The sequence below is a fragment of the Mycolicibacter sp. MU0083 genome (assembly GCF_963378075.1).
Lineage (GTDB): Bacteria > Actinomycetota > Actinomycetes > Mycobacteriales > Mycobacteriaceae > Mycobacterium > Mycobacterium kokjensenii.
On record NZ_OY726394.1, the window covers coordinates 3,247,057 to 3,271,043 of the forward strand.

Below are 23,987 nucleotides of genomic sequence, written 5' to 3' on the forward strand. Positions count from 1 at the left end.
ATGCAGGCACGCGAGCTGGCCGTCCCGGGGGCGTGGGAGCTCACCCCCACTCAGCACGCCGATAGCCGCGGGGTGTTCTTCGAGTGGTTCACCGACCGTGAATTCAGCGCGTTCGCCGGGCATCGTTTCGAGCTGCGCCAGGCCAACTGTTCGGTGTCGAGCGCGGGCGTGCTGCGCGGCCTGCACTTCGCCCAGATGCCGCCCGGCCAGGCCAAGTACGTCACCTGTGTGTCCGGGGCGGTCTTCGACGTCGTCGTCGACATCCGGGTCGGTTCGCCGACCTACGGTCGCTGGGATGCGGTGCGACTGGACGATCAGAACCGCCGCTCGGTGTACCTGTCCGCCGATTTGGCCCACGGATTCCTTGCCCTGCAAGACAATTCGACGGTGATGTACCTGTGCTCGACCGAATACAATCCGCAGCGCGAGCACACGATCTGCGCCACCGACCCGGCGATCGGCATCGACTGGCCCGGTGATCACGCGGTGACGCTGTCAGAGCGTGACGCGGCCGCGCCGTCGCTGGCCGAGGTCCGCGGCGCCGGACTGCTGCCGGAGTGGAACCCCCGCTGAGCACCTGCCCAGCAATGCCGGATCAGCTCTGGCAATTACTAGGATGTCCTAGTATTCTCGGTGCCGGACCCGATCCGACCCACCACTGGAAACTTCACGGGATGGCGCATGAGCACACAGATTCCGCACTTCGTCGACGGCCACCGGACCACCGGCACCTCGCAGCGCAGCACTGACGTCTTCGACCCCAACACCGGCACCGTGCAGGCCACACTGCCGCTGGCGAACCAGGCCGACGTCGACGCCGCCGTCGCCTCGGCCGCCGCAGCCCAGAAGGGCTGGGCCGCCCAGAACCCGCAACGCCGAGCGCGGGTCATGATGCGTTTCATCGGCCTGGTCAACACCCACATGGACGAGTTGGCCGAACTGCTCTCCCGCGAGCACGGCAAGACCGTCGACGACGCCCGCGGCGACATCCAGCGCGGCATCGAGGTCATCGAGTTCTGCGTCGGCATCCCGCATCTGCTCAAGGGCGAGCACACCGAGGGCGCCGGCCCCGGCATCGACGTGTTCTCGCTGCGCCAGCCGCTGGGCGTGGTCGCCGGGATCACCCCGTTCAACTTCCCCGCGATGATCCCGCTGTGGCAGGCCGGACCGGCCCTGGCCTGCGGTAACGCATTCATCCTCAAGCCATCCGAGCGTGACCCCTCGGTTCCGGTGCGACTGGCCGAACTGTTCGTCGAGGCCGGTCTGCCGCCGGGCGTGCTGCAGGTGGTGCACGGCGACAAGGAAGCCGTCGACGCCCTGCTGCACCACCCCGACGTCGCCGCCATCGGTTTCGTCGGCAGCTCCGACATCGCGCAGTACATCTACTCGACCGCGACGGCCAACGGCAAGCGCTCGCAGTGCTTCGGCGGCGCCAAGAACCACATGATCGTGATGCCCGACGCCGACCTGGATCAGGCCGTCGACGCGTTGATCGGCGCCGGCTACGGCAGTGCCGGGGAACGCTGCATGGCGATCTCGGTGGCGGTTCCGGTCGGCGAGCAGACCGCCGACCGGCTACGGGAACGACTGGTGGAGCGCATCAACGCCCTGCGGGTCGGACACAGCCTGGACCCCAAGGCCGACTACGGGCCACTGGTGACCCGGGCCGCCCTGGAGCGGGTCAACGACTACATCGCCCAGGGCGTCGCTGCCGGCGCCGAACTGGTGATCGACGGACGCGAGCGGGCCGCCAACGACACCCAGTTCGGCGACGCCGACCTGACCGGCGGCTTCTTCGCCGGACCCACGCTGTTCGACCGTGTCACCACCGACATGTCGATCTACACCGACGAGATCTTCGGCCCGGTGGTGAGCATCGTGCGGGCCGAGAACTACGAAGAGGCCCTGGCGCTTCCGTCCGAGCACGAGTACGGCAACGGCGTGGCGATCTTCACCCGCGACGGCGACACCGCCCGCGACTTCACCTCCCGGGTGCAGGTCGGCATGGTCGGGGTGAACGTGCCGATTCCGGTGCCGGTGGCCTACCACACCTTCGGCGGCTGGAAGCGGTCCGGATTCGGTGACCTCAACCAGCACGGGACGGCGTCCATCACCTTCTACACCAAGGTCAAGACCGTCACCCAGCGCTGGCCCTCGGGCATCAAGGACGGCGCCGAATTCCACATCCCCACAATGCAATAGGGTCCGCCTGGATGAACACGACCATGAATGACGAAGAACGGGTGATCGTCGACACCGCTGCGGCGTTCGCCGAGAAGCGTCTCGCCCCGTTCGCCCTGGAATGGGACGCCACCCACCACTTCCCCGTCGACGTGATGCGGGAGGCGGCCCAGCTCGGCATGGCGGCGATCTACTGCCGTGACGACGTCGGGGGCTCCGGGCTGCGCCGCCTGGACGGCGTACGCATCTTCGAACAGCTGGCGATCGCCGACCCGGTCATCGCCGCCTACCTGTCGATCCACAACATGTGCGCCTGGATGGTCGACACCTACGGCACCGAGGACCAGCGCAAGAGTTGGGTGCCGCGGTTGGCGTCGATGGAGGCGGTGGCCAGCTACTGCCTCACCGAGCCCGGCGCCGGCTCGGATGCCAGCGCCCTGAGTACCCGCGCGGTACGCAACGGTTCGGACTATGTGCTCGACGGTGTCAAGCAGTTCATCTCCGGCGCCGGCGCCTCGGACGTCTATGTGGTGATGGCCCGAACCGGGGTGGACGGTCCTCGCGGCATCTCCACGTTCATCATCGAAAAGGACACGCCGGGACTGAGTTTCGGTGCCGCCGAACAGAAGATGGGCTGGAACGCCCAACCGACCGCGCAGGTCATCCTCGAAGGTGTGCGGGTGCCCGCCGAGGCCATGCTCGGCGGTGAAGACGGCGACGGCAACGGCTTCAACATCGCCATGAGCGGGCTCAACGGCGGCCGGATCAACATCGCCGCCTGCTCGATGGGCGGCGGCCAGGCAGCGTTCGACAAGACCGGCGCCTACCTGGCCGACCGGACCGCCTTCGGTAAGGCCCTGCTCGACGAACCGACCATCCGGTTCACCCTCGCCGACATGGCCACCGCACTGGAGACCTCCCGGCTGCTGCTGTGGCGTGCCGCGACGGCACTGGACGACAACGCCGCCGACAAGGTGGAGTTGTGCGCGATGGCCAAGCGTTACGTCACCGACTCCTGCTTCGAGGTGGCCGACAAAGCGCTGCAGTTGCACGGCGGGTACGGGTACCTGCGCGAATACGGCCTGGAGAAGATCGTCCGGGATCTGCGGGTGCACCGCATCCTGGAGGGCACCAACGAGATCATGCGACTGGTGATCGGCCGGGCCGAGGCGGCCCGGGTCCGCTCCGCCCAGTAATCCGGCAACGCAGTAACCCGTACCAAGGACACGGCCCCTTAGGAGCAGATATGGCAGTCGTCGCGTTTCTCGGTCTGGGCCGCATGGGTGCGCCGATGTCGGCGAACCTGGTGGCCGCCGGGCACACCGTGCGCGGCTTCGACCCGGTACCGGCCGCCGTCGAGGCCGCCGCCCAACACGGGGTGAGCAGCCACGGCAGTGCCACCGAGGCGGTGACCGGGGCCGACGTGGTGATCACCATGCTGCCGCACGGGGATGCGGTGAAGCAGTGCTACGCGCAGATCCTGCCGGCCGCCGGGCCGGGCACCCTGTTCATCGACAGTTCGACCATCTCGGTGGCCGACGCCCGCGAGGTGCACGCCCTGGCCGCGTCACACGGGTTCGAACAACTCGATGCGCCGGTGTCCGGCGGGGTGACCGGTGCGGTGGCCGGGCGGTTGGCCTTCATGGTCGGCGGCGGCGAGGACGCCGTGACGCGCGCGACGCCCGTACTGGAACCGATGTCCGCCAAGATCATTCACTGCGGCGCGGCGGGTGCCGGCCAGGCCGCCAAGGTCTGCAACAACATGGTGCTGGCCGTGCAGCAGGTGGCGGTCGCCGAGGCCTTCGTGCTGGCCGAAAAGCTCGGTCTGGCCGACCAGGCGCTGTTCGACGTGATGACCGGCGCCACCGGAAACTGCTGGGCACTGCACACCAACTGCCCGGTACCGGGCCCGGTGCCGACCTCCCCGGCGAACCGGAACTTCGAGCCCGGCTTCGCCACCGCGTTGATGAACAAGGACCTGGGCCTGGCGATGGACGCGGTGGCCTCATCCGGCGCGAACGCCCCGCTGGGCAGCCACGCCGCGGCCATCTATCGCGACTTCGCCGCAGAGCACGCGGCAGAGGACTTCAGCGCCGTCATCAAGGCACTGCGCAGCAGTTAGCCGCGCCGCACCGCCGCCCCTACTTGGCGATCGCCATCACCGCACCGGGCCGCAGCCAGCCGATGATCTTCACCAGCGTGGCATCGTCGATCGCGACGCAGCCCGCCGTCGGCCCGCCGTCGGTGGTGTGAAAGAAGTAGGCGGAACTGGCACCGGGTACCCGGGCCTTGTTGACGCCGATCACCACCGCGTGCCGGTACTGCGGGATGTTCAGGTTCTCGCTGACCGCGGTGTTGAACGGGCACTGGGCTTTCTTGCAGACCTGCATGGTGTTGTAGGTCGGGCTGTTGGAATCACTGTCCCACCAGTGGTCGGAGCCGACCTGTACATACGGCAGGCCACCGCCGGGATTCGGCGCGGTGCCGAACGCCGAGTCGAGCGTGTAGACCCCCATCGGGGTGGTCGGCACACCTTCCCGGGACTGCGGCGTGATGCCGCCCGAGCCGACATGCGCCGGAATCCCGGCCGCGACCGGCTCCCAGCCCGCGGCGGTCCGTTGGTAGACGTCGATCTTCGCGGTCGAATGTCCGACTCCGACAACCGAAACCACCTGGGTGGCGTTGCCGACCGCGTTGCCGAACCACGGTTCGACGACCGCTTCGGCCGACGGTGCGATGACCGGGGCCCCGATGATCACGCACAGCACTGCACACAGCCCCACCACCAGTCGACGCACCACACCATGGTCGACGACCGCCGCGGCCGGCGTCAAACGACCGGTGAGGTGATCAGCCTGCGGCGCGACAGCTGAACCGGGCGACCACCCGCTGCGCCTGCAACTGGCGACACCCGGCGGCCGACAGGCCCTCGTAGCCGCCCGCGGAGATGTGGATGACCGGCAGGCCGATCGCGGCCGCGGTGCGGGCCCCGGATTCGTAACCGGCGATCACCAGCGCCTCCCCGGCCACGATGCCCAGCTCCCACAACGCCAGCCGATAGAGCTCGGCGTCACCGGCGGGACCGGTCAGGTCGTCGGCACTGATCACGGTTTCGGCCATCCCGTCGCCCATCAGCTCCCGGACCCGCTCCTGCAGCCAGGACCGCGGGCCGGCACCCACCACCGCCACCCAGATGCCGGCGGCGAACAGGCTGAGCACCAGGTCGACCAGCCCGGCGCGGGGTTCGCCGTCGGCGTCGGTGAGTGCGTCCAGATCGAAGATCACCGCTTGCAGGGGGTACACCTCGGCGTCGGCTTGCGCCTGATCCCACCAGAACGGGCGGGCAGGACTGGTCCATGTCGCGAGCGCAGTTGTGATCGGCATAACAGACACGGTGCCGCAAACCCGCCGGTGTTGTCCTCCCCCATTGGGGGGATTCGGGTGGGGTATTGACCCACGCCGTCATTTCGGCGGTCCCGGCCTCCCCTCACCTCCGCCGCCCCTTCGGGCCAACTCCGGTGAGCATCGCCGAACCGCCTGACAGGGACCTTTATTGTCTTGGTTATGCCCGTGCGCCTGGTACTGGTCGACGACCACGAGATGGTGATCGAGGGGCTGCGCGCCATGCTCACCGCCTTCGCCGACCGGGTGGAGGTGGTGGGGCAGGCGATCAACGCCGAGCAGGCCCTAGCCGTGATCGCCGAGACCGACCCCGACATCGTGCTGTGCGACGTGCGGATGCGCGGTGAGAGTGGACTGGACCTCTGCCTGGCGCTGCGCGAACGCGATCCCGAACGCAGGGTCGTGATGCTCTCGGTCTACGACGACGAGCAGTACCTGTTCGAGGCCCTGCGGGTCGGGGCCGCGGGGTATCTGCTCAAGAGCATCAGCAGCGACGACCTGGTCCATCAGATCGAACTGGCCCACCGCGGCGAGACCGTGATCGACCCCGGCCTGGCCGCGCGGGCGGCGGGCACCGCGGCCCGGTTGCAGCGCGACGAGTTCTGGCCCGGCGCCCGCCAGGGCCTCACCCAGCGGGAGAGCGAGATCCTGGCTTACATGGTCAGCGGGCTGTCCAACCGCGGGATCGCCACCAAGCTGGTGATCGGCGACGAGACGGTCAAATCCCACCTGCGTTCCATCTACCGCAAACTGGGGGTCTCCGACCGGACCGGCGCGGTGGCCACCGCACTGCGTGAAGGCATCTACCGGTGAGTCCCTCCGGCGGGTCGCGGTCCCGCGCCCGCAAGACCAACGCGGTGCGGGATTTCGTCGACGCCAATCATGAGCTGGCGCTGCTGCGCGAACTCATCCAGGCGGCCTCCAGCGGCCCCGGGGTGGAACCGCTGGCCGCCGCCGCGGCCCGGATGATCACCGCGGCCACCGGCACGGACGTCTGTTTCGTGCACGTCCTCGACGACACCGAGCGCTCCCTGACCCTGACCGGCGCGACGCCGCCGTTCGACACCGAGGTGGGCAAGATCCGGCTGCCGCTGGGTTCGGGGATCTCCGGCTGGGTGGCTCGGCACCGCGAACCGGTGGTGATCAGCGACGACAAGGAAGCCGACCCGCGTTATGTCTCGATCGAGGCGTTGCGCGGGCGGGAGTTCACCTCGATGGTGTCGGTGCCGATGGAGACCGATCCGGGCGGGCTGGTGGGGGTGCTCAACGTGCACACCGTGGCGCACCGCGAGTTCACCCCCGGCGATGTCGAACTGCTGCTGGTGATCGGCCGGCTCATCGCCGGCGCCATGCACCAGGCCCGGCTGCACCGTCAGCTGGTGGCCCGCGAGCGTGCCCACGAACTGTTCGTCGAGCAGGTGATCGAAGCCCAGGAGATCGAGCGGCGCCGACTGGCGGGCGACATCCACGACGGCATCTCGCAGCGGCTGGTGACGCTGTCCTACCGGCTCGACGCCGCCGCCCGGGCGGTCGGCCGCGATCCGGACGAGGCGTCGACGCAGCTGGAGGCGGCCCGCGAGTTGGCCGGGCTGACCTTGCAGGAGACCCGGGTGGCGATCAGCGGACTGCGGCCGCCGGTGCTCGACGACCTGGGCCTATCCGGCGGGCTCGCCAGCCTGGCGCGGTCGATCCCGCAACTCAAGATCGAGCTGGACCTGTCCGAGACCCGACTGCCCGAGCACATCGAACTGGCGCTGTACCGGATCGCACAGGAGGGGCTGCAGAACGTCGTCAAGCACGCGGAGGCGACCACGGTACGGCTGCGATACGCGATCAGCGCCGACCCCGATGTCGCCCGTCTGGAGATCGTCGACGACGGCGTGGGCTTCGACACCTTCGAGCACCCAGTGGGCGGCGACGAGATGGGCGGCTACGGCGTGCTGTCGATGGCCGAACGCGCCGAGTTGGTCAGCGGCCGGCTCAACATCCGGTCACGTCCGGGAGCGGGCACCGCCGTCATCGCCACCATCCCGATCCCGTCCCCGGCCGCGCGACCGAACGCGTCCCCGGAAACCTGACCGGGGCAAGAGCTCAGAAGTCGCCGGCGTTGCGGCGCAGCGTCTCGATCGCCGAGGACAGCACCCGTGATTCCTGCGCCGACATCCCGATATCGGCGAACACCTCGTCGTTGAGGCTGACCGTCGCCGCCGACACCGTGGAGCGCCCCAAGTCGGTGATGGACACCAGGGTGGTGCGGCCGTCGGTGGGATGCGGCAGTCGCTCCACCAGACCGGCGGCCTCCAACCGCCGGATCGCGTGGGTGACGCTGGTGACGTGGACCTGCAGCCGGTCGGAGGCCTTGGTGATCGGCAGCGCACCCGAGCGGCTGAACGCCAGCAGCCGCAGCAGCTCGTACCGGGAGAAGCTCAACCCGTAGGGCCGCAGCGTCGCCTCCACCCGGGCCAGCAGGATCTGGTGGGCACGCATCACCGAGGTCACCGCCACCATCCCGTCGGCGACGTCGCCCCAACCGGCACGCTCCCAGTTGCCGCGAGCCAGTGCGATCGGATCCGCGTCACCGGCGGAACTGGAAGCTGCCACGCCCTTTCTTACCGCACCGGCCGCCGCGCTCACACCGGTGTGCGGTATTTGGCGCGATCCGCCCGGGGGTTGAACCGCGCTCCGGTCGGCACCGTGACCTCGGTATGGATGTCAGCACCCCTGCGGTCGCCGCGGTGGCCGTCGAATTCCCGCCGAACCGGTACAGCCAGGACGAGGCCGCCCGGGCGTTGGTCGGAATCGCCGGGCCGGAGTTCCGCCGCTTCTTCGACGCGAGCGGCGTCGCCAACCGCCGACTGGCGTTGCCCCTGGAGCGCTACGGCGAACTGAGCGGGTTCACCGAGGCCAACGACACGTTCATCGAGGTGGCGCTCGATCTCGGGGAGCGCGCCCTGCGGGCGGCCCTGGCGGCCGCCGAGGTCGAACCGGCCGACGTCGACGTCGTGGTGTCCACGACGGTGACCGGGCTGGCGGTACCGACCCTGGACGCCCGGTTGGCGACCCGGGTCGGGTTGCGCCCGGACGTCAAACGGGTTCCGCTGTTCGGCCTGGGCTGCGTCGCGGGCGCCGCCGGGGTGGCCCGGATGCACGACTACCTGCGCTCCTATCCCGATCAGGTGGCGGTGCTGCTCGCGGTCGAACTGTGCTCACTGACCATTCAGCGCGACGACGTGTCGATGGCCAATTTCGTGGCCGCCAGTCTTTTCGGCGACGGTGCCGCCGCGGTGGTCGCGACCGGGGCGGCTCGGCCACCGGCCGGGCCGCGGATACTGGCGACCCGCAGCCGCCTGTACCCCGACACCGAGGACGTGATGGGCTGGGACATCGGCACGAGCGGATTCCGGATCAAGTTGTCCGTGGAGGTCGCCACCGTCGCCGAGAAGTATCTGGGCGAGGACGTCGGCAACTTCCTGGCCGACCACGGCCTGACCATCGACGACGTGTCGACGTTCGTCTGCCATCCCGGCGGGCCGAAGGTCATCGAAGCGGTCCAGAACGTGCTGGACCTGCCCGCCGACGCACTGAATCGGACCCGCACGTCGTTGCGGGAGAACGGGAACCTGTCGTCGGTCTCGGTGCTCGACGTGCTGCGCGCGACGATGGCCGATCCCCCGCCACCGGGCTCATTGGGTCTGATGATCGCGATGGGGCCGGGGTTCTGTTCCGAACTCGTGCTGCTCGGCTGGTAGCCGGGTCGCCCCGGCGCGCGTCAGACCGTGGCCGGGCTGGTCAGGATGCGGGGCCCGTCGTCGGTCACCGCGACACTGTGTTCCCAGTGCGCGGCACGCGACCCGTCGGCGGTGACGACCGTCCACTCGTCGGCGAGGATGACGGTCTGGTCGGTGCCCAGGGTCAGCATCGGCTCGATCGCCAGCACCGACCCGGCCACCAGTAGCGGTCCACGGCCCGGCGATCCCTCGTTGGGCAGGAACGGGTCCATGTGCATCTGCCGGCCGATGCCGTGGCCGCCGTAGCCGTCGACGATCCCGAAGGAACACTTGAACCGGTTCGACGCCGCCCGCGCAGCCGTTTCGATGGCATGCGAGACGTCGGTGAGCCGGTTGCCGACCACCATCGCCGCGATCCCGGCCTCCATCGCCTGCCGGGTCGCCGTGGACAGATTCTCGTCGGCGGCGCTCAACGTCCCGATACCGAAGGTGACCGCGGCATCGCCGTGCCAGCCGTCCAGGATCGCACCGCAGTCGATGGACACCAGATCGCCCGCCTCGAGCAGCTCGGTGGCCGACGGGATGCCGTGCACCACCCGGTCGTTCACCGAACTGCAGATCGAGGCCGGAAAGCCGTGGTATCCCAGGAACGACGGCGTCGCTCCGGCATCCCGGATCACCGACTCGGCGATCTCATCGAGTTGCAGGGTGGAGACCCCGACGGCCGCGGCCTCGCGGACCGCCGCAAGTGCGGCGGCCACCACCGAGCCTGCCGCATCCATCGCGTCGAGCTCGGCAGGGCTGCGATGCGGCACCGTTTTGCGCCGCTTCGCCCACCCGATCACTCAGCGTCCCAGTGCTTGGAGGGCGCGGGCGAACACCTCGTCGACCGTGCCGAGCGCGTCCACGACGTGCAGATCGTGCTCGTCCTGGTAGTAGTCCAGCAGCGGCGTGGTCTCTTCCCGGTAGACGATCATCCGGTTGTGGATGACCTCAGCGGTGTCGTCGGCCCGCCCGCGTTCCTTGAGCCGCTTGAGCAGTTCGCTCTCGGTGACCCGGAACTCCAGCACGGCGTCCACCTTGACCTGGCGCCGCTCCAGCATTTCGTGCAGCGCCTCGGCCTGCTCCACCGACCGGGGGTAACCGTCGAGGATGAATCCGCCTGCGGCGTCGGGCTGGTCGAGCCGGTCGTCGACCAGCGCGTTCGTCAGCTCCGGCGGCACCAGGTCGCCCGCGTCGAGATACTGCTTGGCTTTGCGGCCCAGCTCGGTGCCCTCGGCGATGTTGCTGCGGAACAGGTCTCCGGTGGAGATCTGCGGAACGCCCAACTGTTCGGCCAGCTTGATGGCCTGCGTTCCCTTGCCCGCGCCGGGCGGTCCCAGCAGGATGACTCTCACTTGAGGAACCCTTCGTAGTTGCGCTGCATGAGCTGGCTCTCGATCTGCTTCACGGTGTCGAGGCCGACACCGATCATGATCAGCACCGCCGTACCACCGAACGGCAGGTTCTGGACGGCGCCGGAATTACCCATCTGCAGGAAGACGTTGGGCAACACCGAGATCACACCCAGGTAGACCGAGCCGGGCAGCGTGATCCGGTTGAGCACGTAGCGCAGATAGTCCGCGGTCGGACGGCCCGGCCGGATGCCCGGAATGAAGCCACCGAACTTCTTCATCTCGTCGGCACGCTCGTCGGGGTTGAACGTGATCGAGACGTAGAAGTAGGTGAAGAAGATGATCAGACCGAAGTACACACCGATGTAGACCGGGTTCGACGGGTCCGACAGATAGGTGCTGACGAACTTCTCCCACCAGCCGTTTCCGGGGCTGCCGCCGCCGTGCACCAACTGGGTGATCAGCTGCGGGATGTAGATCAGCGACGAGGCGAAGATGACCGGGATAACGCCGGCCTGGTTGACCTTCAACGGCAGGTAGGTCGAGGTGCCGCCGTACATGCGCCGGCCCACCATGCGCTTGGCGTACTGGACCGGGATACGACGCTGGCCCTGCTCGACGAAGACCACGCCGATCACGATCGCCAGTGCCGCCAGGCAGACCATGGTGAACACCATGCCGCCGCGGGAGTCGAGGATCGTCTTGCCTTCGATCGGGATGCGGGCGGCGATGCCGACGAAGATCAGCAGCGACATGCCGTTGCCGATACCCCGCTCGGTGATGAGCTCGCCGAGCCACATCACCAGCACCGCGCCGGCCGTCATCACCAGCACGATGACGATCTGGGTGAAGATGCCCTCTTTGATGATGTCGTGGCGCAGGGTGCAGCTCTGCAGCAGTCCACCGTTGGCGGCCAGTGCCACGATGCTGGTGGCCTGCAGGATCGCCAGCGCCACCGTCAGGTAGCGGGTGTACTGCGTCATCTTGTTCTGGCCGGACTGGCCTTCTTTGCGCAGTTCCTCGAAACGAGGGATGACCACGGTCAGCAACTGGACGATGATGCTCGCGGTGATGTAGGGCATCACGCCGATGGCGAACACCGTCAACTGCAGTAGCGCGCCGCCGGAGAACAGGTTGATCAGCGAATACACCTGTGCGGCGTCACCGCCGCTGACTTCCTTGATGCACTGCTGGACGTTCTGGTAGTTCACGCCCGGCGACGGGATGGAGGCTCCCAGTCGGTAGATCACGATGATCCCCAGCGCGAACAGAATCTTGCGTCTCAGATCGGGGGTCCGCAGTGATGAGATGAAAGCCGAGAACACTCTTCTCCTCCTGCGCAGCCGAGGTCCGGTCGCGGCGTGCCAATGGGCTGTTCTGTCCCAGCCCCGGTTAGTCCTGGGTTAGTCCTGCGTTTTCGCGTCCACGCGTCGGCCCATCATGGCGGGGCCACGCATGTCGTATAAGCGCGTCAGCAGTCTACGAGAGTAACAGCTCAGTACCGCGGGCCGGGGCGTCGTGGGGCGGCGCTGCCAGCGTGCGTTCAGCCGCGCGGCGTACAGTCGCCCACAGTTCATTAAATACGCTAACTAATTTCCGGGCGGGGCTCCTCCGCCACGGCCGGACAGGCGGATAGATAGGAATACCGACGATGACACGAACGGACAACGACACCTGGAACCTGGCTTCGAGCGTGGGCATCACCGCCACCGGGGTGGCCGTCGGCCGCGCGATCGCAAGCCGCGCGGAGCGTCCCCTGATCGACGACCGCTTCGCCGAACCTCTGGTGCGCGCCGTCGGTCTGGATCTGTTCACCAGGCTGGCCAGTGGCGAGGTGAGTACCGAGGACTTCGGCGACGAGGCCCCGATGGACATGGCCCGGATGGCCGACAACATGGCCGCACGCACCCGCTTCTTCGACGACTTCTTCATCGACGCCGGCGCCGCGGGCATCCGCCAGGTCGTCATCCTGGCCTCTGGACTGGACTCGCGCGCCTACCGTCTGGACTGGCCGGCCGGCACGGTCGTCTACGAGATCGACCAACCCGAGGTGATCGCGTTCAAGACCCGGGTGCTGGCCGAGCAGGGCGCCGAGCCGACCGCCGACCGGCGGACCGTCTCGATCGACCTGCGTGACGACTGGCCGGCGGCGCTGCGCGCGGCCGGCTTCGATCCGGCGCTGCCGACCGCGTGGAGCGCCGAGGGCTTGCTCGGCTATCTCCCGCCGGAGGCGCAGGACCGTCTGCTGGACACCGTGACCACGTTGAGCGCTCCAGGTAGCAGGATCGCCACCGAGAGCATCCCCAGCCTCGGCGCCGACGTCGAGAAACAGGCCCGCGAGCGCATGCGGGAATCCACCGAACGGATGCGCGGTTACGGGCTCGACATCGACATGGCCACGCTGCTGTACTTCGGGGACCGCAACGAGTCCGGCGCCTACCTGGCCGACCACGGCTGGCAGGTCGACGGCCACCCGGTCGAGGCATTGTTCGCCGAGTACGGGTTGCCGCCGCTGAACGACGGCGAGAGTCCCGGCTTCGGTGAGCTGTCCTACGTCAGCGCGGTCCGGGAAGGAGGACGGTGATGGAGCGCACCGGCGGTGCACGATCCCCCGGGGACAGCTGGGACCTGGCGTCCAGCGTCGGCACCACCGCCACCATGGTGGCGGTCGCCCGCGCGTTGGCCACCGCCCAGGCCGACCCGATCATCGCCGATCCGTTCGCGGCACCGCTGGTGCGCGCGGTCGGAATCGACTTCTTCACCCGACTGATCGACGGCACGCTGGATCCGGCGGTGGCCGCGGAAGCCCAGGCCGCCGCCGGACCGATGACGACGTTGATGGCGGTCCGCACCAAGTTCTTCGACGACTTCTTCACCCGTGCCGACGCGGCGGGTATCCGCCAACACGTGATCCTGGCCGCCGGGCTGGACTCGCGGGCCTACCGGCTGGACTGGACGGCGGGCAGCACCGTGTTCGAGATCGACCAGCCCGAGGTGATCGAGTTCAAGACCCGCACGCTGTCCGAGCTGGGGGCGCACCCCACTGCGGACCGCCGGACGGTGGCGGTCGATCTGCGCGACGACTGGCCGGCCGCGCTGCGCGACAACGGCTTCGATGAGACCGAACCCACGGCTTGGACGGCGGAGGGGCTGCTCATCTATCTGCCACCGGACGCGCAGGACCGATTGTTCGACAACATCACCGCGTTGAGCGCCCCGGGCAGTCGGCTGGCCACCGAACACAACCCCGACGGCGCGGCGGCACTGACCGGCCCGAATCAGACGCTGGGCCGGCGGTTCGCGGATCAGGGACTGGAGCTCGATTTCGCCGACCTCATCTACGACGGCGACCGGAATCCGGCCGGCGCATACCTGGGCGAGCACGGGTGGCAGGTCAGCGAACGCACCCGCGCAGCGGTCTTCGCCGACTACGGCCAGGAGTTCCCCGACAGCGAGATCGCGGTGCGGATGCGCAATTCGGTTGCCATCGAGGCGATCCGCACCTGAGGTCTACCGCGGGGTGCTCAACGCGGCCGCCGCGCTCTGCACCGCACGCCCGATGGTGTCGACGACGTCGCCGCCGAGCGCCTGCGTCGGGTGCACGCACAGGATGGCGGTGACGGCACCGCCCGAACCGAATACCGGTGCGGCGATGGTGGCGACGAACGGCTCACCGGAGGCGCCGTCGTCGATGACCATCGTCGCCGCCGAAGCGAATTCGACGTGCAGGCGATCCAAGATCTGGCCCACGTGCGGCGCGATGTCATCGGCCCGCAGTGCGCCGACGAGTTGGGCCGCCTGCGCGAGCGCCAGGGTGGTGCGGTCGACGTCGTAGCCGCGCGCCCGCGCCTGATCCAACAGCACCTGTAACTGCCGGCCCAGCGCGCCATCGGGGTCGGTGGTGCGGGCGATCCAGGCCCGCTGCTCGTCATGGTCCGCCCATGCCGCGAACGCCACTCCGAAGGGCGCCGCGTAGGGAATCTGGTCACCGGCGACGGCCGCGGCGCGCCGGTCGATGCCGCGTTCGTGTGCGCTGACGACCAAGGTGTTCCCGAACTTCTGCAACACCGACGCCGGAAAGCCGTACGTGCTGCACAGCTGCGCCATCGCCGATACCGCCGCATCGGCCAGCGCGCGGTCGCCGGTGCAGCGCGCGGCCACCGCAGGCAGCGCGGGTCCGATCGCGAAGGTCTTGTCGGCGGGATCGCGGGTGACCCAGCCGCGCTCGTACAACGTCATGAGGATCGCGTGCCCGGTGGCCTGGGTCAGGCCGACCTCTCGGACGATGTCGGAGAACCGGCGGGGCGCACCCTGCGATGCGGCCAGGAACTCGATCACGTCCAGCGCACGGTGGGTGGGCGCCGACGTCGCACCGGGTCTTGACGCTGTTGCACGTTCGTCCATAAAGTCCTCTACATATCGACTAATTGGTCTCGACTATTCGAGAATAATGGAAGCGAGGCAGCGTGCGCGCAGTGGTGCTCCGTGACGGCCGACTGGAGGTCCGCCCGATACCCGATCCGGTGCCCGGTCCCGGCGAACTCCTGCTCCGCACGCTCAGCACCGCGATCTGCGCTTCCGACGTGCATTTCATGGATCACCCCGAACTGGGCGTCGACGACCCGACCGGCCGGTCGCTCTACGACCGCGACCGCGACGTCGTACTCGGGCACGAGTTCGTCGGCGAAGTACTCGGCTACGGCCCGGACTGCACCGGACGGTTTCCGGTCGGGTCACGGGTCACCTCGATCCCGATCCTGTTGGTCAACGGCGGCGCCGACGGCGCCCGGATCATCGGCCAGCACCCGGCGGCGCAGGGCAGCTTCGCCGAACTGGTGGTGGTCAACGAATCCGTCGCCGCAGCGGTAGCAGACTCCGTGGCCAGCGACGCCGCCGCGCTGGTGGATGCGTTCGCCGTGGGCGAGTTCTACGTGCGCAGCGCCGACCTTGGGCCCGGTGAGATCCCGATCGTGATCGGCGCCGGCGCGATCGGGCTGTCGGCGGTCGCCGCGCTGGCGAGCCGGGGCATCGAGCCGATCATCGTCTCCGACTTCAACGCCGACCGACGAGAGCTGGCGCAGCGCAGCTTCGGCGCCCACATCACGGTGGATCCGGCCGCCGAGTCCCCCTTCGACGTGTGGCGCCGGGTCCGGGCCGAGCGCGGCCTGTGGGGGTCCGCGGCGGTGTTCGAATGCGTCGGGGCGACGGGGCTGATCCAGCAGCTCGTCGACGCCGCCGACATGACGACACGGATCTACTGTGCGGGCGGCTGGTACACCGGCGACACCCTCGACATCACCAGTGCCACCCGGCAGGGGGTGACCCTGCAGTTCGGCGGCGGCCCGATGCCCCAGGACTGGTACGGCACGCTGGACAACATCGCCGCCGGCCGGATCGACCCACTACCCAGCATCGGAGCCACCATCACGCTCGACGAGGTGCCCGACGCGATGGACCTCGCACGCAGATCCGAAGGGCCACCTCGGATCGTCGTACACCCGAACGGAGACGCCTGAATGACCGATCTGCAAGACCAGCACGACATCGCCGCGGTGCTCATCCGATACGCGACCGGGATCGACCGCCGCGACTGGGAGCTGTTCGCGACGGTGTTCGCCGAGCAGTGCGACCTCGACTACGGCGAGATCGGCCGGTGGACCACCGCGGCCGAGGTCACCGAGTTCATGCGACTGTCGCATCAGGCCGCCGGGCACACCCTGCACCGGATCAGCAACATCGCCGTCGACGTCGACGGCGATCGCGCGGTATCGCGTTGCTACGTAGACGCATTGGTGTTCGCCGCCGACAACCAAACCGGCGCACACGCCGTCGGCTTCTACGACGACGACCTGATGCGCACCGCGGCCGGCTGGCGTATCGCCAAGCGCCGGTTCACCGCCGTTCGGGTCGACATGGTGGGCGGGGCATGAGCGGGGTGTTCGCCGACAAGTACGGGCCGTGGGCGCTCGTCGCCGGCGCGTCCGACGGTGTCGGCGCGGCGTTCGCCGAGGCGCTGGCCGACCGCGGCCTGAACGTCGTGCTGTTGGCCCGACGGGCCGCCGCACTGGAGGAACTCGCCGCCGGGCTCACCGCGCGCACCGGCGTGGCGACCAGAACCCTGGCGGTCGACCTGTCCGAACCCGATGCCGCCGCGCGCGTGATCGCCGCGACCGCCGATCTGGAGGTCGGATTCCTGACCTACTGCGCCGGCGCGGACCCGAATTTCGCACCATTCCTGTCCAATTCGATCACCGCCGCCGAAGCGATGGTGCGGCGCAACTGCATGACACCGATGCAGTTGTGTCATCACTACGCCGCGCCGATGGCCGAGCGCGGCCGCGGCGGGATCGTGCTGTTCGGTTCCGGGGCGGGTCTGGTCGGCGGCGCCAACATGGTCGTCTACGGCCCCACCAAGGCCTTCGACATGGTGATGGCCGAGGCGCTGTGGAGTGAGTTGTCGCCCAAGGGAGTCGACGTCATCGGCTTGATCCTGGGTAAGACCGACACCCCCGCGCTGCGCCGGTTGGAACACGAACGGGGCCGGCTCGCATCACTGGACGCCGTGCCCGAGGGCACCGACACGGTGGACACGGTGATCGCCGAGGCGTTCGAGAATCTGGGTGCCGGGCCCACGGTGTTCGTCGGGGAGCAGATGCGTGCCGCGGTGGCGATGTTGGGCCAGATCAGCCGCAACGACGCGGTCCGGTTGATGGCGGTGGCCAGCGCCGCGGCGATGGGCGAGTAGCGGGATTCGGCAATTCGTCGATAGCCGACGATCGACCGCGCTATAACCACACCCATGGTGCTCAAGGTCAACGTCCCGCCGGACCTGATCGGCGGCGGTGTCGCCGAAGGATACGGCAGGATCGCCGATGCGTTCCGGGCGAATTTCGCCGCCGGCCGGGAGATCGGCGCCGCGGTGGCGGTGTATCGCGACGGCGTCAAGGTCGTGGATCTGTGGGGCGGCTACCGCGATGGCCACACCCGGCAACCCTGGCAGGCCGACACCATGGTCAACGTCTTCTCCACCACCAAGGGAGTGGCCGCATTGGCGGTGGCCCTGGCGGTCTCGCGGGGGTACTTCGGCTACGACGACGTGGTCGCCGACCTGTGGCCCGAGTTCGCCCAAGCCGGCAAGGACACCATCACCGTCCGCCAGCTGCTGGCCCACCAGGCCGGATTGTGCGCACCGACACCGGCCCCCACGGTGGCCGACGTCGCCGACCCGGCCCGACTGGCGCCGATACTGGCTGCGCAGCAGCCGCGGTGGGCGCCCGGCACCCGGCACGGCTATCACTCGGTCAGCCTGGGCTGGTATGAATCCGAGCTGATCCGACGCACCGATCCCGCCGGTCGCACCCTGGGCCGGTTCCTCGCCGACGAGATCGCCGGACCGTTGGGGCTGGACCTGCACATCGGCCTGCCGGACTCGGTGCCGCGCGACCGAGTCGCTCTCTTGCACTCTTGGAAGCGCGTCGAGGCGCTGCTGCATCTCAATGCGATGCCGCCCGGCGCGGTGGCCGCGTCGTTCAATCCGTTCGGGCTGCTGTCCCGAACAGCCTTGCCGCGCAACGTTACCCCCTGGGACGGCGATTACAACCGTGACGACGTGCGCACGATCGAGATGCCCTCGTCCAACGGAATCGGTACCGCTGCTGCCATCGCCCGACTCTACGGCGCTGCCGCGACCGCGGATCCCGCGCTGCCCCTGAAGCCCGCTGTACGCGACGCGCTCGCCGCCATGCCGGCGCCTACCCCGGGCGGCGAACGCGACAAGGTGCTGGGCGTCAAGCTGATCTTCTCGTTGGGCATGTCCAAACCCTTCCCCGGATCCGCGTTCGGCTCATCCGATACCGCCTACGGCACACCGGGTTTAGGTGGATCGTTCGGCTTCGCCGACCCCGATACCGGCGTCGGCTACTGCTACGTGATGAACCGGATGGGTTTCCATCTGCACAGCGATCCACGGGAACTCGCGCTGCGCCGGGCGCTGTTCGGCGACGTGTTGGGCGCCCGGACTCAGGGGTAGCTGAGGCCGCCAAAACTTGTCGTACCCCGGTGGCATGCTCTGAGTATGTCCTCGATAGCGACTTCGGCTAACGCGAAAGCGTCTCCCGCCGAACGTCTTGACGCGTTGTTCGAGGAACTGTCGCAGTTGTGTGGGCAGCGCAATGCCATCGATGGCCGCATCGTCGACATCGTCGCCGAGATCGACCACGACGGCCTGTGGGGCGCCACCGGAGCCCGCTCGATTGCCGCCCTGGTGGCCTGGAAGACCGGCAGCTCACCGGGCAACGCCCACGCGATCGCCGCCGTGGCACACCGCACACCGGAGTTCCCCCGCTGCACCCACGAGCTACGCGAAGGACGCCTGTCCCTGGACCAGGTCGCAGTCATCGCCGAACGCGCCGCCGACGGCTCCGACGACCACTACGCCGAACTCGCCTCGGTGGCCACCGTCTCCCAACTGCGGACCGCGATCAAACTCGAACCCCGCCCCGACCCCGGCCCCACACCCGACCCCACACCGGCGATCAGCAAAACCAGTGACACCGAATACGACACCTGGCGCATCCGATTGCCGCACCCCGAATCGGCCATGCTCGACGCCGCCCTGCAGTCCCACCGCGACGCCCTGATCACCACCTGGAAACACGACCTCGACGCCGGTGCGGACAGCACCGGGCAGCACCCCCCGATGCCCACCACCATCGACGCCTTCCTGCGGTTGATCGAAAGCGGTTGGGACACCGAAGCCAGGCGCCGCCCCCACGGCCAACGCACCACCGTCGTCGTGCACGTCGACGCCGACACCCACCTGGCCGGCCTGCACCTGGGCCCGCTGCTCTCCGATCCCGAGCGGCAGTACCTGACCTGCGATGCCACCTGCGAAGTCTGGTTCCAACGCCACGGCCGCGTCATCGGCGCCGGCCGCAACACCCGCACCGTGGGCCGACGACTACGCCGCGCCCTGGAACACCGTGACCGCACCTGCGTGATCCCCGGCTGCGGAGCCACCGCCGGCCTACACGCCCACCACATCGTCCACTGGGAAGACGGCGGCCCCACCGACCTGTCCAACCTGGTCCTGGTCTGCCCCTACCACCACCGCCAACACCACCGCGGCCTGATCACCATCACCGGCCCCGCCGAACACCTCACCGTCACCGACGACAACGGCCACCCCCTACAACCGGGATCTTTGGCCCGAACACCCACCACCCCACCCCCGGCAGTCCCGCCCTACCCCGGCCCCACCGGCGAAAGAGCCGACTGGTGGTGGTACCCACCCTTCCAACCCCAACCCCCACCGCCGACCGACTAGCAGTTGCCGCATCCGCAAACAGACGACTTCGACGAATTTCGCGTATTGCGTTGCAGTCCAGACGTTCTCTTTGAGCACGCTCAGATCTGATACGGAGTCCTCCCGTTCACACTCTGCTGTCCATGGGCAACCCGGCCTCGGGCCGACCAGCGCTGAGGGGGCTGCCGCTGTGGGAGTAGGTTCACCGCGCCGACCAACGTTGGCTGAACAGACGCTCAGACCCCCGATTCGCGACGGAATCGGGGGCCTGGGCTGGGGCACCTCCCGCGTGCGGGGAACTGCTCGCGGGGAGAAGACTTACATGTACTGCGGGCAGTAGTGCGCGGTGGAGATGGCGGCGAACTGCCCGGCGGTCTGAATGGTGAATCCGGGGTTGGTGGCCTGCACCGCGACGACGGTGTCCATCGGGGACAGGCCGGCGTCCATCAGCTGGCAGACGGCGCGGCCGGCCGAGACGGTGGCCTGGTCACTGGCCCGGTGGCTCAACCCGGCACCCGACAGGGTGGACAGGAAGTCACCGTCGATACCGGTGGGCGCGGCGTGAGCGGGGGCGGCCAAACCGACCATCGCACTCAGACCTGCCAGCAGCAGTAACCGTTTCATGGCTATAGCATGCGGGCGGTGCGTTAAGGGCGCGTTACCGAGCTTTTACTGTCCCGGAGCGAATTGTTGATTCTGGGTTACACGCGCTACCAGCGCGACTCCCCCAGCCACAGCACGTGGGCACCGTTGACCGAGCGTTCGACCTGGTCGACGATGCCGGTCAGCGACCGCACCAGCAGTCCGCCGACCGCATCGGAGAGCGCGGCCGAGGGCTGCGACGACGGACGGGGTCGGACGAACTCCAACCAGGACGATCCCGGATAGGACACCATGCGGACCTTGGTGTCGGGGTCGATCCCGGCCAGTACCTTGGCGCGTCGCACCGCGGTACGTAGGCCGCCGAGTTCGTCGACGAGCCCGCGTTCCGCGGCGTCGGCGCCGGTCCAGACCCGCCCGCGGGCCACCGCGTCGACCGCGTCGGTGGACAGGTTGCGCCCTTGGGCGACCCGCTCCACGAAATCGTTGTAGAACAGGTCGGCTTCGGTCTCGACCTGGCCCTGCTGCTCCGCGGTGAACGGGGTGTTGATCGACCAGGCGTCGGCGTTGGCTCCGGTGCGCACCGCGTCGGTGCCGACGCCGAGGCGGTCTTTGAGCTGCCGGGCGACCAGTTTTCCGGTCACCACCCCGATGGATCCGGTGATGGTGCCGGGGTTGGCCACGATGGTGTCGGTGCCGGCCGAGATGTAGTAGCCGCCGGAGGCGGCGACGGCACCCATCGAGGCCACCACCGGCTTGCCGGCGTCACGAGCCTGCTGCACGGCCCGCCAGATGGTCTCCGATCCGGTGACCGAACCTCCCGGACTGTCCACCCGCAGCACGATCGCGGCGACGTCGTCGTCGGCGGCGGCTTCACGCAGGGCTGCCGCAATGGTGTCGCCGCCGACGTTGCGGTTGCCCATCGGCGACAGCTGCGGCCCGCCGGATCCGCTGACGATGGCCCCGGCGACGGTCACCACGGCGATGGTCGATTTGGGTTTGCGTCCGGGCAGGCCGGGCCGCGGCCCGTCTGTTCCGGCGTAGCGCGACAGGTACAGGCGCGGCGGGGCGCCGTCGGCATCGGCGCTGGTGATGCCCTCGGCACCGGCGAGTTCGGCGATCCGGTTGTAGGCCTCGTCGCGGAATCCGATCCGGTCGACGAGGCCGGACGACACCGCGTCGTCCCGCAGCAACGGGGCCTTGTCGGCCAGGGCGTCCACGACGGTCGGCTCGAGCCCGCGGGATTCGGCGACGGCTGCGCGCACTTGGGCGTGCAGGCTCTCCACCAGCGCGGTGTCGGCCTCGCGGTGGGCGTCGGTGTAGGAGTCCTGGGTGAACAGGTTGGCCGCGGACTTGTACTCACCGCGGGCGACGAACTGGGCTTCGATGCCGGCTTTGCCCAGGGCGGTGCGCAGGAACGTCGCGTTGGTGGCGAAGCCGATCAGGCCGAGCGTGCCCGACGGCTGCATCCAGACTTCCCCGAACGCCGAGGCCAGGTAGTAGGCCAGTGTGCCCGGGTAGGTTTCGGCCCAGGCCAACGACGGTTTGGCCGCGGTGAATTCGGCGATCGCGGCCCGCAGTTCCTGTACCGGTCCCGCGGCGGCCGAGGAAAGCTGCACCCGGGCGATCAGCCCGGCGACCCGCGGGTCCTCGGCGGCGCGGTGAATCGCGGCCACCACGTCCCGAAGCACCGGCGGGCGGCCGCCGGATCGGAGCAGTGCCAGCGGGTCGAAGGAACTGGTCTCGTGCGGCAGCTCCTGCAGGTCGAGTTCGAGGATGACGCCGTCGGGCACACCGTGATGCCGGGCGGTGTCGATGCGCCGGGCGACGCCGCGCAGATCATCCAGGCTGGGTACACCGGGGAGCAGGGAGAACATGAATCCGAGCCTACCGGCGGCGGGGTCAGCGGCCGCGGCGTTGACCGGCGGCGTTGATCACCTGCCGCTTCTGCTCCATGAATTCGGCGTCGCTGAGCAATCCGGCCTCACGCAGGTCGCCCAGTTCACGCAGTAGTTCCGCGCGTTCCCGGATTTCGGCCACGGTGGCGGTCGACTCGTCGGCAGACGCCGGTTGCTTCACCCGGTCGCGGCCCGCGGTGGTTTCGCGGCCCCCGACCGTACCCGCCAACGCACGACCGGCCATGCCCGCCGCGGCGGTGGCGGCGACCAGATTGCCCACCCCGACGCCCGGGCCGTCGGACACCGCCGGCGCGGACGCGACGGCTGCCTCGGGAATCTCGAGTGCGGCCAGCTGCAGCTCCGGCGGAACCGCGGTCCAGCTGGGGGGCACCGAGAGCACCCCGACGGTCGACGCCTGGCCGGTGTGCGCGCTGAGGAAGGCTTTGCCCAGTCCCGAGCCGAGGCCGCGCAGCCAGTGCTCCCAATTGCGCCAGTCGCCGAAACCGCCCAGTCCGAGACGGCCGCCGTGCATCTCCTGTTCCAACTCGCTCGGATCGATCGCCCCGGTGGCGAGCCCGATCCGGTTCACCCGCTCCATGATGTCGGTCGTGGTCGGCGCGTTGCTGGTGGAGAACTGGCTGACGAACTGGGTGGCCATCCGTTGGAAGAAGTTCACGCTGCTGATGGCCCCGTGATAGGCCGAGCCCAGGCTGAGTCCCGACACGGCGGTGCCGGTGGCGACATTGCCCGCCACCAGGTCGTCCACCACGGCTTCGGCGGCACCCGCCTGCGCCGGAAGCGCTAGCTGCTGCAGCATCTGGGGGACGGCCTGCATGCCTTGCTGCAGCGCACCCTGACCGGCACCGGCGGCATCGGTGACGGGTGCGGTGTCATCGGCGCCGTCGGCGGCCGGTGGAGGAGACGTGAACGACGTCAATCGGGTGGCGGTGGCCGCCGCCGCGGCGTACCCGTACATCGCCGCGGCGTCCTGGGCCCACATCTCGGCGTATTCGGCCTGGTTGGCGGCGATCGCAGCGGTGTTCTGCCCGAAGATGTTCGTCGCGATCAGCGCGATCAGCTCGGCCTTGTTCGCCTCGACGGCTGCCGGCGGGACGGTGGCCGCGAAGGCCGCTTCGTAGGCGGCCGTGCCTGCTCTGACCTGTGTGGCGGTCTCGACCGCTTGGGCGGCGGTGGCGCGCATCCAGGCCAGATACGGTGCGATGGCACTTGCCATCTGTTCGGAGGCCATGCCCCGCCAGGAGGTGCTGGACAGGTCGGCGATCAGTGCCTCATAGGATGCTGCCGCCGCATCCAGTTCGGCAGCGAGTGCTTCCCACGCCGCCGCGGTTGTGGCGATGGGCCCGGGACCGGGGCCGGAGTACATCAGGACAGATTGGATCTCCGGTGGCACCAGCCCGAAATCCATCGCCCTCGCAACCTCGCCCTCACACCTTTTCGTGACCCACTACTCGTACCGACC

The 23,987-nt window shown here is 68.9% G+C and carries 24 protein-coding genes; 14 read left to right on the forward strand and 10 right to left on the reverse strand.

Annotation, left to right across the window (positions count from 1 at the left end; genetic code table 11):
- The 4 genes from rfbC to mmsB all read left to right on the forward strand — a co-directional run bounded on the left by rfbC (position 1) and on the right by mmsB (position 4,303).
- A complete protein-coding gene (gene rfbC, locus RCP38_RS15200) occupies positions 1-573 on the forward strand; it encodes a dTDP-4-dehydrorhamnose 3,5-epimerase (RefSeq protein ID WP_308473762.1) in 573 nt (190 codons plus the stop codon).
- A 108-nt stretch (positions 574-681) separates the two neighbouring features.
- Complete coding sequence (locus tag RCP38_RS15205; protein ID WP_308473763.1) at positions 682-2,202, forward strand: CoA-acylating methylmalonate-semialdehyde dehydrogenase; 1,521 nt, start codon at positions 682-684, stop codon at positions 2,200-2,202.
- Between the two features lie 11 nt (positions 2,203-2,213).
- Entirely contained in the window at positions 2,214-3,377 is a 1,164-nt protein-coding gene (locus RCP38_RS15210) for an acyl-CoA dehydrogenase family protein (protein WP_308473764.1), read from the forward strand.
- A 50-nt stretch (positions 3,378-3,427) separates the two neighbouring features.
- The gene (mmsB, locus tag RCP38_RS15215; protein ID WP_308473765.1) at positions 3,428-4,303 is read left to right on the forward strand and encodes a 3-hydroxyisobutyrate dehydrogenase; all 876 of its coding nucleotides are present in this window, start codon (positions 3,428-3,430) and stop codon (positions 4,301-4,303) included.
- A 19-nt stretch (positions 4,304-4,322) separates the two neighbouring features.
- Here the strand turns inward: mmsB and RCP38_RS15220 are convergent, their stop codons facing one another.
- Together RCP38_RS15220 and RCP38_RS15225 are read right to left on the reverse strand one after the other, a co-directional pair.
- Positions 4,323-4,979, reverse strand: coding sequence for a L,D-transpeptidase family protein (locus tag RCP38_RS15220; RefSeq protein WP_308473766.1), 657 nt, complete (start codon positions 4,977-4,979; stop codon positions 4,323-4,325).
- Positions 4,980-5,031: 52 nt separating this feature from the next.
- On the reverse strand, positions 5,032-5,565 hold the full coding sequence (locus RCP38_RS15225) for an HAD family hydrolase (protein ID WP_308473767.1): 534 nt from the start codon (positions 5,563-5,565) through the stop codon (positions 5,032-5,034).
- Positions 5,566-5,745: 180 nt separating this feature from the next.
- On the opposite strand from RCP38_RS15225, the gene RCP38_RS15230 reads away from it, so the two are divergent.
- Positions 5,746-6,396, forward strand: a complete 651-nt coding sequence (locus tag RCP38_RS15230) for a response regulator (RefSeq protein ID WP_308473768.1) — start codon at positions 5,746-5,748, stop codon at positions 6,394-6,396.
- 44 nt (positions 6,397-6,440) lie between these two features.
- Entirely contained in the window at positions 6,441-7,661 is a 1,221-nt protein-coding gene (locus RCP38_RS15235; RefSeq protein ID WP_308477335.1) for a GAF domain-containing sensor histidine kinase, read from the forward strand.
- A 13-nt stretch (positions 7,662-7,674) separates the two neighbouring features.
- On the opposite strand, the gene RCP38_RS15240 is transcribed toward RCP38_RS15235, so the two are convergent.
- Complete coding sequence (locus RCP38_RS15240; RefSeq protein ID WP_308473769.1) at positions 7,675-8,184, reverse strand: MarR family winged helix-turn-helix transcriptional regulator; 510 nt, start codon at positions 8,182-8,184, stop codon at positions 7,675-7,677.
- A 104-nt stretch (positions 8,185-8,288) separates the two neighbouring features.
- On the opposite strand from RCP38_RS15240, the gene RCP38_RS15245 reads away from it, so the two are divergent.
- Positions 8,289-9,332 carry a type III polyketide synthase gene (locus tag RCP38_RS15245; protein ID WP_308473770.1) on the forward strand — a complete coding sequence of 348 codons (1,044 nt, stop codon included), beginning with the start codon at positions 8,289-8,291 and terminating at the stop codon, positions 9,330-9,332.
- Between the two features lie 20 nt (positions 9,333-9,352).
- Here RCP38_RS15245 and map read toward each other — a convergent pair whose 3' ends face one another.
- Genes map through secY form a run of 3 tightly spaced genes read right to left on the reverse strand, consistent with a single transcriptional unit; the run spans position 9,353 to position 12,030 of the window.
- On the reverse strand, positions 9,353-10,156 hold the full coding sequence (map, locus tag RCP38_RS15250; RefSeq protein ID WP_308473771.1) for a type I methionyl aminopeptidase: 804 nt from the start codon (positions 10,154-10,156) through the stop codon (positions 9,353-9,355).
- The gene (locus tag RCP38_RS15255; RefSeq protein WP_308473772.1) at positions 10,157-10,708 is read right to left on the reverse strand and encodes an adenylate kinase; all 552 of its coding nucleotides are present in this window, start codon (positions 10,706-10,708) and stop codon (positions 10,157-10,159) included.
- Positions 10,705-12,030 (reverse strand): preprotein translocase subunit SecY, encoded by a 1,326-nt coding sequence (gene secY, locus RCP38_RS15260; RefSeq protein WP_308473773.1) that lies wholly within the window; start codon positions 12,028-12,030, stop codon positions 10,705-10,707. The genes RCP38_RS15255 and secY overlap by 4 nt, the downstream gene beginning before the upstream one ends.
- A gap of 326 nt (positions 12,031-12,356) precedes the next feature.
- On the opposite strand from secY, the gene RCP38_RS15265 reads away from it, so the two are divergent.
- Both RCP38_RS15265 and RCP38_RS15270 read left to right on the forward strand, forming a co-directional pair.
- Positions 12,357-13,289, forward strand: a complete 933-nt coding sequence (locus tag RCP38_RS15265) for a class I SAM-dependent methyltransferase (RefSeq protein ID WP_308473774.1) — start codon at positions 12,357-12,359, stop codon at positions 13,287-13,289.
- Positions 13,289-14,212 (forward strand): class I SAM-dependent methyltransferase, encoded by a 924-nt coding sequence (locus tag RCP38_RS15270; protein ID WP_308473775.1) that lies wholly within the window; start codon positions 13,289-13,291, stop codon positions 14,210-14,212. Before RCP38_RS15265 ends, RCP38_RS15270 begins: the two co-directional genes overlap by 1 nt.
- Before the next feature lie 3 nt (positions 14,213-14,215).
- Here RCP38_RS15270 and RCP38_RS15275 read toward each other — a convergent pair whose 3' ends face one another.
- A complete protein-coding gene (locus RCP38_RS15275) occupies positions 14,216-15,109 on the reverse strand; it encodes a helix-turn-helix domain-containing protein (protein ID WP_308473776.1) in 894 nt (297 codons plus the stop codon).
- Positions 15,110-15,180: 71 nt separating this feature from the next.
- On the opposite strand from RCP38_RS15275, the gene RCP38_RS15280 reads away from it, so the two are divergent.
- From RCP38_RS15280 to RCP38_RS15300, 5 genes are read left to right on the forward strand one after another with little or no spacing between them, the layout of a single operon-like run.
- The gene (locus tag RCP38_RS15280; protein WP_308473777.1) at positions 15,181-16,221 is read left to right on the forward strand and encodes an alcohol dehydrogenase catalytic domain-containing protein; all 1,041 of its coding nucleotides are present in this window, start codon (positions 15,181-15,183) and stop codon (positions 16,219-16,221) included.
- Positions 16,222-16,635, forward strand: a complete 414-nt coding sequence (locus tag RCP38_RS15285) for a nuclear transport factor 2 family protein (RefSeq protein ID WP_308473778.1) — start codon at positions 16,222-16,224, stop codon at positions 16,633-16,635.
- A complete protein-coding gene (locus tag RCP38_RS15290) occupies positions 16,632-17,450 on the forward strand; it encodes an SDR family NAD(P)-dependent oxidoreductase (RefSeq protein WP_308473779.1) in 819 nt (272 codons plus the stop codon). Before RCP38_RS15285 ends, RCP38_RS15290 begins: the two co-directional genes overlap by 4 nt.
- Positions 17,451-17,504: 54 nt before the next feature.
- Entirely contained in the window at positions 17,505-18,734 is a 1,230-nt protein-coding gene (locus RCP38_RS15295) for a serine hydrolase domain-containing protein (protein WP_308473780.1), read from the forward strand.
- 45 nt (positions 18,735-18,779) lie between these two features.
- Entirely contained in the window at positions 18,780-20,030 is a 1,251-nt protein-coding gene (locus RCP38_RS15300) for an HNH endonuclease signature motif containing protein (RefSeq protein WP_308473781.1), read from the forward strand.
- 297 nt (positions 20,031-20,327) lie between these two features.
- Here RCP38_RS15300 and RCP38_RS15305 read toward each other — a convergent pair whose 3' ends face one another.
- From RCP38_RS15305 to RCP38_RS15315, 3 genes are all read right to left on the reverse strand, one after another.
- Positions 20,328-20,633: a DUF732 domain-containing protein gene (locus RCP38_RS15305; RefSeq protein ID WP_308473782.1), complete on the reverse strand. Its 306-nt coding sequence runs from the start codon at positions 20,631-20,633 to the stop codon at positions 20,328-20,330.
- 86 nt (positions 20,634-20,719) lie between these two features.
- Complete coding sequence (sppA, locus tag RCP38_RS15310) at positions 20,720-22,486, reverse strand: signal peptide peptidase SppA (protein ID WP_308473783.1); 1,767 nt, start codon at positions 22,484-22,486, stop codon at positions 20,720-20,722.
- A gap of 25 nt (positions 22,487-22,511) precedes the next feature.
- Positions 22,512-23,933 carry a PPE family protein gene (locus tag RCP38_RS15315; RefSeq protein ID WP_308473784.1) on the reverse strand — a complete coding sequence of 474 codons (1,422 nt, stop codon included), beginning with the start codon at positions 23,931-23,933 and terminating at the stop codon, positions 22,512-22,514.
- Positions 23,934-23,987: the final 54 nt, after the last annotated feature.

Excerpts from the sequence above, each read along its gene's own strand:
- RCP38_RS15305 (WP_308473782.1), bottom strand. The coding sequence starts at position 20,633 with ATGAAACGGTTACTGCTGCTGGCAGGTCTGAGTGCGATGGTCGGTTTG.
- RCP38_RS15225 (WP_308473767.1), bottom strand. The coding sequence starts at position 5,565 with ATGCCGATCACAACTGCGCTCGCGACATGGACCAGTCCTGCCCGCCCG.
- rfbC (WP_308473762.1), top strand. The coding sequence starts at position 1 with ATGCAGGCACGCGAGCTGGCCGTCCCGGGGGCGTGGGAGCTCACCCCC.
- RCP38_RS15245 (WP_308473770.1), top strand. The coding sequence starts at position 8,289 with ATGGATGTCAGCACCCCTGCGGTCGCCGCGGTGGCCGTCGAATTCCCG.
- sppA (WP_308473783.1), bottom strand. The coding sequence starts at position 22,486 with ATGTTCTCCCTGCTCCCCGGTGTACCCAGCCTGGATGATCTGCGCGGC.
- RCP38_RS15265 (WP_308473774.1), top strand. The coding sequence starts at position 12,357 with ATGACACGAACGGACAACGACACCTGGAACCTGGCTTCGAGCGTGGGC.
- RCP38_RS15275 (WP_308473776.1), bottom strand. The coding sequence starts at position 15,109 with ATGGACGAACGTGCAACAGCGTCAAGACCCGGTGCGACGTCGGCGCCC.
- RCP38_RS15270 (WP_308473775.1), top strand. The coding sequence starts at position 13,289 with ATGGAGCGCACCGGCGGTGCACGATCCCCCGGGGACAGCTGGGACCTG.
- RCP38_RS15210 (WP_308473764.1), top strand. The coding sequence starts at position 2,214 with ATGAACACGACCATGAATGACGAAGAACGGGTGATCGTCGACACCGCT.
- mmsB (WP_308473765.1), top strand. The coding sequence starts at position 3,428 with ATGGCAGTCGTCGCGTTTCTCGGTCTGGGCCGCATGGGTGCGCCGATG.
- RCP38_RS15205 (WP_308473763.1), top strand. The coding sequence starts at position 682 with ATGAGCACACAGATTCCGCACTTCGTCGACGGCCACCGGACCACCGGC.
- RCP38_RS15285 (WP_308473778.1), top strand. The coding sequence starts at position 16,222 with ATGACCGATCTGCAAGACCAGCACGACATCGCCGCGGTGCTCATCCGA.
- RCP38_RS15295 (WP_308473780.1), top strand. The coding sequence starts at position 17,505 with ATGGTGCTCAAGGTCAACGTCCCGCCGGACCTGATCGGCGGCGGTGTC.
- RCP38_RS15290 (WP_308473779.1), top strand. The coding sequence starts at position 16,632 with ATGAGCGGGGTGTTCGCCGACAAGTACGGGCCGTGGGCGCTCGTCGCC.
- RCP38_RS15300 (WP_308473781.1), top strand. The coding sequence starts at position 18,780 with ATGTCCTCGATAGCGACTTCGGCTAACGCGAAAGCGTCTCCCGCCGAA.
- RCP38_RS15315 (WP_308473784.1), bottom strand. The coding sequence starts at position 23,933 with ATGGATTTCGGGCTGGTGCCACCGGAGATCCAATCTGTCCTGATGTAC.
- RCP38_RS15230 (WP_308473768.1), top strand. The coding sequence starts at position 5,746 with ATGCCCGTGCGCCTGGTACTGGTCGACGACCACGAGATGGTGATCGAG.